The sequence below is a fragment of the Cronbergia sp. UHCC 0137 genome (genome assembly GCF_034932285.1).
Classification (GTDB): domain Bacteria; phylum Cyanobacteriota; class Cyanobacteriia; order Cyanobacteriales; family Nostocaceae; genus Cronbergia.
In genome coordinates this window covers 28,061-34,787 of sequence record NZ_JAYGHC010000053.1, presented here as the reverse complement: position 1 = coordinate 34,787, position 6,727 = coordinate 28,061, and the positions used below count along the sequence as shown (strand labels likewise).

General features: G+C 39.1%; 7 protein-coding genes and 1 tRNA gene. 4 read left to right on the top strand and 4 right to left on the bottom strand.

From position 1 onward, the window contains the following. Positions 1 to 395: 395 nt before the first annotated feature. From VB711_RS21285 to VB711_RS21270, 4 genes are all read left to right on the top strand, one after another. Positions 396 to 668: a hypothetical protein gene (locus VB711_RS21285; protein WP_323288291.1), complete on the top strand. Its 273-nt coding sequence runs from the start codon at positions 396 to 398 to the stop codon at positions 666 to 668. 9 nt (positions 669 to 677) lie between these two features. Next, positions 678 to 1,343: an energy-coupling factor ABC transporter ATP-binding protein gene (locus VB711_RS21280; RefSeq protein WP_323288290.1), complete on the top strand. Its 666-nt coding sequence runs from the start codon at positions 678 to 680 to the stop codon at positions 1,341 to 1,343. 285 nt (positions 1,344 to 1,628) lie between these two features. Next, positions 1,629 to 2,180, top strand: a complete 552-nt coding sequence (locus VB711_RS21275; RefSeq protein WP_323288289.1) for an NYN domain-containing protein — start codon at positions 1,629 to 1,631, stop codon at positions 2,178 to 2,180. 156 nt (positions 2,181 to 2,336) lie between these two features. Continuing rightward, positions 2,337 to 2,408 (top strand) — tRNA-Asn (locus VB711_RS21270). A 71-nt stretch (positions 2,409 to 2,479) separates the two neighbouring features. Here VB711_RS21270 and VB711_RS21265 read toward each other — a convergent pair. The 4 genes from VB711_RS21265 to VB711_RS21250 all read right to left on the bottom strand — a co-directional run bounded on the left by VB711_RS21265 (position 2,480) and on the right by VB711_RS21250 (position 6,722). Next, positions 2,480 to 2,779, bottom strand: a complete 300-nt coding sequence (locus VB711_RS21265; protein WP_323288293.1) for a DUF6464 family protein — start codon at positions 2,777 to 2,779, stop codon at positions 2,480 to 2,482. A gap of 165 nt (positions 2,780 to 2,944) precedes the next feature. After that, positions 2,945 to 3,349, bottom strand: a complete 405-nt coding sequence (gene vapC / locus VB711_RS21260; RefSeq protein ID WP_323288288.1) for a type II toxin-antitoxin system tRNA(fMet)-specific endonuclease VapC — start codon at positions 3,347 to 3,349, stop codon at positions 2,945 to 2,947. Beyond that, complete coding sequence (locus VB711_RS21255; protein WP_323288287.1) at positions 3,349 to 3,570, bottom strand: hypothetical protein; 222 nt, start codon at positions 3,568 to 3,570, stop codon at positions 3,349 to 3,351. The genes vapC and VB711_RS21255 overlap by 1 nt, the downstream gene beginning before the upstream one ends. A gap of 101 nt (positions 3,571 to 3,671) precedes the next feature. Continuing rightward, positions 3,672 to 6,722 (bottom strand): GAF domain-containing protein, encoded by a 3,051-nt coding sequence (locus VB711_RS21250; protein ID WP_323288286.1) that lies wholly within the window; start codon positions 6,720 to 6,722, stop codon positions 3,672 to 3,674. Between the last annotated feature and the right edge of the window lie 5 nt (positions 6,723 to 6,727).

The window sequence follows — 6,727 nt, the reverse complement described above, 5'->3', positions numbered from 1 at the left end:
ACAGGAAATCTCCAAAAATTTATAAGTACAGGTTTTAAGAGTCTGTTGATGGTTTTTCAAGAACCACCTAAAAAAAACAGCAAGTTAACGGACTTGTCAACTTAGTTTACAATTTTTTACTCTCTATAATCATAATAGGTGTAAATCTCTAATTTTTCTAGGGTAGTCATCAGAATTTTTGGTTTTTGGTTTTTGATTTTAGATGGAAAAGCTCGTTATTATTGGGTTTTCGGGGATTATTAACTCTAAATATATTTTCTCATAAAGTTTGAAAATAGGTTGTAGTTAAGGGAGTGGGCTGTCCATTGTGTACAAATCCAGGTTTTCGCCATTCTTTCCGCAATCATCCAGCTAACGCTAGAATGAGTCGTACAGTGAAATTAAATTATTGCTAAATGTTTACTATTGACTTGAGCATCAGAAATACTGCTTTCCCGATATCTGTACAACGTAAGTCTGCTGAGGACGCTGAAGCTGTGTATCAGTTGATTTTGGCGGCAATGCGTTCTGGCAACCCAGATATTGTGGAACTCAAGTGTGAGGGCAAAACTGAGAAAAAAATTGCCGTTCGTGCCAGCGAAATTTCAGGAGTACAGGTTGTGCAGAAAGAAGGTACTTCGATTGGTGGCGCTAGAGCGCCTGGATTTTTTGCCCTAGCTACTGAGTAAGGTACAACAATGACGGCTTTAGGCATAGAAGTTAAGGATGTCAATTTCTTATGGCCTAATGGGGAGCAAGCGATCGCCTCTTGCTCTCTAAAAGTACCCAAAGGAGAATTTTGGATGTTGTTGGGGACAAATGGCAGTGGTAAATCAACTCTTTTGCGATTGATAGCGGGGTTATTAACTCCTAAATCTGGCGAAATTGGGGTTTTACCTCCAGTTGGCTTTGTCTTTCAAAATCCTGATCATCAATTGGTGATGCCAACGGTTGGTGCGGATGTGGCTTTTGGCTTGGTGGCAGAAAAATTGCCCCCGGCTATGGTCAGATCTAGGGTTGAGGAAGCTCTAAATGCGGTGAGTTTGCTATCCCTACAACGTCGTCCTATCTACGCGCTTTCGGGGGGACAAAAACAACGGGTAGCCATTGCGGGTGCGATCGCTCGTCATTGTGAGGTGTTGTTATTAGATGAGCCTACAGCCCTATTAGATCCAGATAGTCAATTAGATTTAGTAGCTAGTGTTCGTCATCTCGTCAAAAGTCGAGGCATAACCGCTTTGTGGGTAACTCATCGTTTAGATGAATTAAATTATTGTGACGGTACATTTTTACTAGAAAAAGGCGTTTTAGTCGATCAAGGTGAACCCGAACGTCTTAAACAGCGTTTGATGAATGTAGGGTGATGGGTGATTGGTGATTGGTGATTGGTGATTGGATAATCTTCAAATCCGTGTCATCAGTGTAATCCATTAAATCCGTGTTCGTGATTGGCAATAAATTAATTATTCCTCCCCTGCTTCCCCTGCCTCCCCTGCCCCCTGCCCCCTCCTTGACTTCCCTCTAAGGGTGTAATTTTCCCCTTGGACGGGATTTTTATTTTATGTAATACAGTGCTACAGGCAATACTTCAAGTACCATAATTTTTATGAATGAATTTTGTTAACTCTAGATAATTGTGATTAAAAACCATGCTCCGTTCCTTAGTCCCAGCCATTATGCTAGTGGATGGCTACAACATTATAGGCGCTTGGCCTTGCCTAAAAAAAACTCGTGATAGTGCCGGACTAGAGGCAGCACGAGGAGAATTAGTGGCGACAATGACCAGTTACAGCGCCTTTCAAGGTTATGAAACTCAAATTGTTTTTGATGCCCAATATCAAAACACCGCCAGTAACAGAGAAATTATTACAGAACTTCTCACAGTTCATTACACAGATTTTGGACAGACCGCAGACACTTACATTGAAAAATCCTGTGCGTCTTTGCGTCAACAAATAGCCCAAGCTATAATTTCTCGCGTCATTGTTGCCACATCAGATCGGGCGCAACAGTTAATGGTACAGGGATATGGGGCTGAATGGTTGTCGGCACACCAGTTATGTGGGGAAGTAGAAACTACTACTTGTCGAATGCGAGGCAAATATCAATCCCACAAACAATCCAAAAGTAGGTTTCTAGCTAATGCTATTGATCCTAAGTCTAGGCAGCGTTTGGCTGAATTACGGTTGGGTTTAAAGTAAATAGACTAATCAAAAATCTTCAATCGCGCTTCTGGTGCAGGTTTCGGCTGCTAAAAATTATAAATTGATAGAGCCAGAAAAAAAATGCCAAAATTTTTCTAAAAACACTTGCCATAATCTAAGTTTGGGTTTATGATAGTAAACGTTGGTGAGCTTTCCTCAGTAGCTCAGTGGTAGAGCGATCGACTGTTAATCGATTGGTCGCTGGTTCGAATCCGGCCTGGGGAGTTTTTAAAATTGAATCTTTAAGCAGTGGTAGGTGAGATTTTTGGTAAATACAGAAGCCTCACCTTCAACGCTTATCTAGGTTCGTAATGACGGCAATTTTGACAAGGCCCGTCGGGATTGATAGCGCAACGGATGTAACCAGAGCGGGCGTTGAATTTGCAACTGATATCACCAAATAAATAACCGACACCTTCTAAATAATAGCGATCGCCCTCAATTGGTCGAATATAATGGTGTAACCTTGCTCTATAAAAGCGAATGCTTGCTTGTCTGAGACGTGAGCGTGTTCGTAACTGGGTTTTACGCATCACCCAGACAGACAATAGAGGAGGTAATAACCCGACAATAATTAACAAAAGTGATTTTAACACCCCACCCACCTGCTTAAAGTGCATTGACAATCAGTATAATATAGGAATCAAGATAAATCATTGTTCGCCAGATTTTGGAAATATGCGCGTATTACACAATGAAGTGCGGAAAGTCGGATAAAAGAGACGCAAGAGCCTATAAAATGAAGAAATGAGGCTACGCTATCAGACAATTTCCCAGTCTTCCAATTGAAGTTCAGAAATACGTGAAAATTCTCTAGTATTGTGCGTAACTAATATCAAATTGTTAGATACAGAAATAGCAGCAATTTGTAAATCATAAGCTCCTATGGGTATTCCTTGAGTAGTAAGTCGAGCGCGAATATTACCAAAAATAGACGCAGATTGATCATCAAAAGGTAAAGAAACAAACTGATTGAGAAAATCTTGCTGTAATTTCAGGTTACGTTCAGGGTTAGCACTACGCATTGCACCATAAAATAATTCACTCTTAACAACTGAACAAACAGCGATTTCTGAAATTAATATATTATCCAGTTTTTGCTTTAAATGAAGATTTTTACCTTTAAGATAAATAATACAGGTATTAGTGTCTAGTAAGTAAATCATCAAAATGCTTCTCTCTCTGGTTGTTCTGGTTGTGGATGTCTAATAAAAGTTCCATCCTGGATACAACCGTAAAAATCACTCAGCCTTGTTGTATTTTGGTTTAGTGATGCTGTTTCATAAACAAGAATAATATCTAATTCTGTTCCTTCTTGTGCTTGGGGTAACTGAATTTGTAAAAGTCCATCTTTACCAATACGCAATCGTACCCTAATACTTTGCATACTCAATTTTTTCTCCTATATACTTCTAATTTGATTGTAAACAATTTTTCTGAACAAATTCCCAATTTTTCAATAACTAAGCAAAATCTCAAAGTCATCAGTTAATTCCTAGAATTAGCGATGGGAATTTCTACCCAGAAATTACAACCTTTGTTAGGTTCTGAAACGCATTTAATTTGACCACCGTGCTTTTCTACAATTATTTGATAACTCACTGATAGTCCTAAACCAGTTCCTTGTCCTGGTTCTTTAGTGGTGAAAAATGGCTCAAATATTCGAGTTTCCATACCCGGAGAAATACCACAACCATTATCAGCGATGCGAATTTGAATTGAATTAGCTTCTGTTACCTTGGTTTCAATCCAAATTTTAGGATGATTAGTTGTTTGTTCTTCTTGATATGACTTTTCTAAGGCATCAATGGCATTATTAAGAATGTTCATAAATACCTGATTCATCTGGGCTGCATAACAAACAACTGGAGGTAACTGACCATATTCTTTAATTACCTCAATCACTGGTGAACCAGATTCTGGTTGTAGTCGATTTTGTAAAATTAACAGGGTGCTATCAATGCCTTGATGTAGGTCAACAGGTTTCATTTCTGCTTCATCTAGACGAGAAAAAGTGCGTAACGAAAGGACTAATTGACGAATCCGATCTGCTCCCCCCATCATGGAATTAAGCAATCTGGGTAAATCTTCAGCTACAAAATCTAAGTCTAGTTCTGCTATTTGCTGTTGTATTTCTTCTGTGGTATCAGGATAAGTTTGTTGATAGAGATGCAATAAATTTAATATGTCTTTGGTGTGATTATCAACGTAGGGAATATTCCCATAAATAAAACTAATTGGATTGTTAATTTCATGGGCTACTCCAGCTACTAATTGTCCTAATCCAGCCATTTTTTCACTTTGAATTAACTGGCTTTGAGTTTGTTGTAATTCTTTTAATGTTTGGGTGATTTCTTCTTTTTGTCGTTGAGTTTGTCCTAGTAATTCTGCTTGCTGGATACCTACTCCTAATTGAGAACCAATTTGCATTAATAAATCTATTTCATCTTCTTGCCAATCACGAGGGCTATTTTGCTGATATGCTGTTAATAATCCCCAAAGTTTATCTCCCTGAAAAATTGGCACAATCATATATGCTTTGGCTTTAATTGGCTCAATTAGGGCAATATGACCGATAGCAATAGTTGTGTTATCTATATCTTTAATTACCAGAATTTGACCTTGAGCAAAGTCTCCTCCTTGAGTTGCTTGTAAATAATTATCTGTAATGGCGGATTTTATTTCTCCGACAAATTGCCAACTTTCTGCTAAAGATTCAGCTACAAATTCACCACTCCAATCGGGCTGAAACCGATAAATTGTTACTCTGTCAACTTCTAATAACCGCAGGACTTCTTTGGTACTGGTGGCAAAGATATTATTTAGATCAAGGGACTGGCGAATTTTTTCTACTGTTGCTGCTAAGGCTTTTTCTCTTTCGGTGGCTTTAGCGAGTTTTTCGGCTTGGATTTTGACCTGTTGCAAAGACTCAGCTTGTTGTAATGCTACACCTAATTGCACACCAACTTGGGCTAATAAATTGATGTCTTCATCTTGCCAATATCGGGGTTGGGAGTTTTGATAAGCTACTAATAATCCCCATAGTTCCTCACCTTGGGAAATGGGGACAAATACTTCATTGCGTGGATATTTTCCGGCTTGGGTTTCTTGTAAAAGTATCCGTTCATTTACTGGTTGGGGCTTAACTAATGGTGTCCAACCGTCAACTATGGAATCAGCAACAAATTCTCCACTCCAGTCAGGGTAAAAGCGATAAATGGCTACTCTTTCTACTTCTAATAATCGGCGGACTTCTTGAGTTGTGGTATTAAATATGGTGTCAATATCGAGGGATTGACGAATTTTATCTACTGTATTTACTAATGCTCTTTGTCGTTCTGCGGCTTTGGTAATTTCTGCGGCTTGGTTTTGCAGTTGTTGTAAATATTCGGCTTGCTGTAATGCTACACCCAATTGAGCGCCGATTTGGGTGAGTAGGTAAATTTCGTCTTCTTGCCAATTACGGGGTCCGCTGTTTTGGTATACGGCTAATAAGCCCCATAGTTTTTTATTATAAAGTATAGCAACGATAATATAGGCTCTGGCTTGATAGCTTTCTAATACTTTGATGTAGCAGTCGTTAAAGTCGGCATGATAAATATCATCACAAATACGATATACTTCACCTCTGGCAAAGCGACCGCCTCCTGTATCTTGTAAATATGTATCTGTAGGTGGTTCGACTAATTCTTTTAATTTACATTCGCTGATGTTATCACCTAATTCTGGGCGTTCTAGCTGTTGTTGCATGAGAGTTACCCAACCCTCTGCGACGGATTCAAAGACAAATTCGCCACTCCAGTCGGGATTGAAGCGATAAATGGCGACGCGATCGCTATTGACTAATTTTCTAATTTCTTCGGTGCTGGTGCGGAAAATGCTTTCTAAATTTAGGGAACGGCGAATTTTTTCGTTGGTTTTGGCTATGGTTTTCTGCCATTCTGCGGTCTTTTCTCTGGTTTTGGCTTGGGCAAGTTGGGCAGATTGCAGTTTCATTTGTTCTATGTAATCTGCTTGCTGTAAAGCCACTCCTAAATGTTCGGCGATTAGTTGCACAAACTCAATTTCTGATGTTTCCCATTGCCGAGATCCACTACACTGATGAATACACAGCAACCCCCAGAGATTTTTACATTTCATCAAGGGAACGGCTATGTTCGCCCGGACTTGAAATTTTTCTAACATCTGGATATGACAATTACTGTTACTATCTTGATAGATGTCAGCTATGGCTTTAATTCTTCCTTGTTGATATAGTTCTGCAAATTCTCTGGCGAAGCAATGGTCATTAACTCTAGTTCCCAATGCTGAAATCCATTGTGCATCTACATCTTCATAAATAAATTCTCCTTCCCATGCCAAATCAGGATAAAACTTGAATACCCCTACTCGGTCGGTATTTAATAGCTCACGCACTTGGGTAACTGTAATTCGGAAGATGGTATCTATATCTAGAGATTCTCGAATATGGGCAATTACTCTAGATAATGCTTTGTGTTTTTCACCTTGAGATAGGGAAGATATTATATTTACTTGCATCAGTT

Coding starts and splice junctions, on each gene's coding strand:
- VB711_RS21285 (WP_323288291.1), top strand. CDS start 396: ATGTTTACTATTGACTTGAGCATCAGAAATACTGCTTTCCCGATATCT.
- VB711_RS21280 (WP_323288290.1), top strand. CDS start 678: ATGACGGCTTTAGGCATAGAAGTTAAGGATGTCAATTTCTTATGGCCT.
- VB711_RS21275 (WP_323288289.1), top strand. CDS start 1,629: ATGCTCCGTTCCTTAGTCCCAGCCATTATGCTAGTGGATGGCTACAAC.
- vapC (WP_323288288.1), bottom strand. CDS start 3,349: ATGATTTACTTACTAGACACTAATACCTGTATTATTTATCTTAAAGGT.
- VB711_RS21255 (WP_323288287.1), bottom strand. CDS start 3,570: ATGCAAAGTATTAGGGTACGATTGCGTATTGGTAAAGATGGACTTTTA.
- VB711_RS21250 (WP_323288286.1), bottom strand. CDS start 6,722: ATGCAAGTAAATATAATATCTTCCCTATCTCAAGGTGAAAAACACAAA.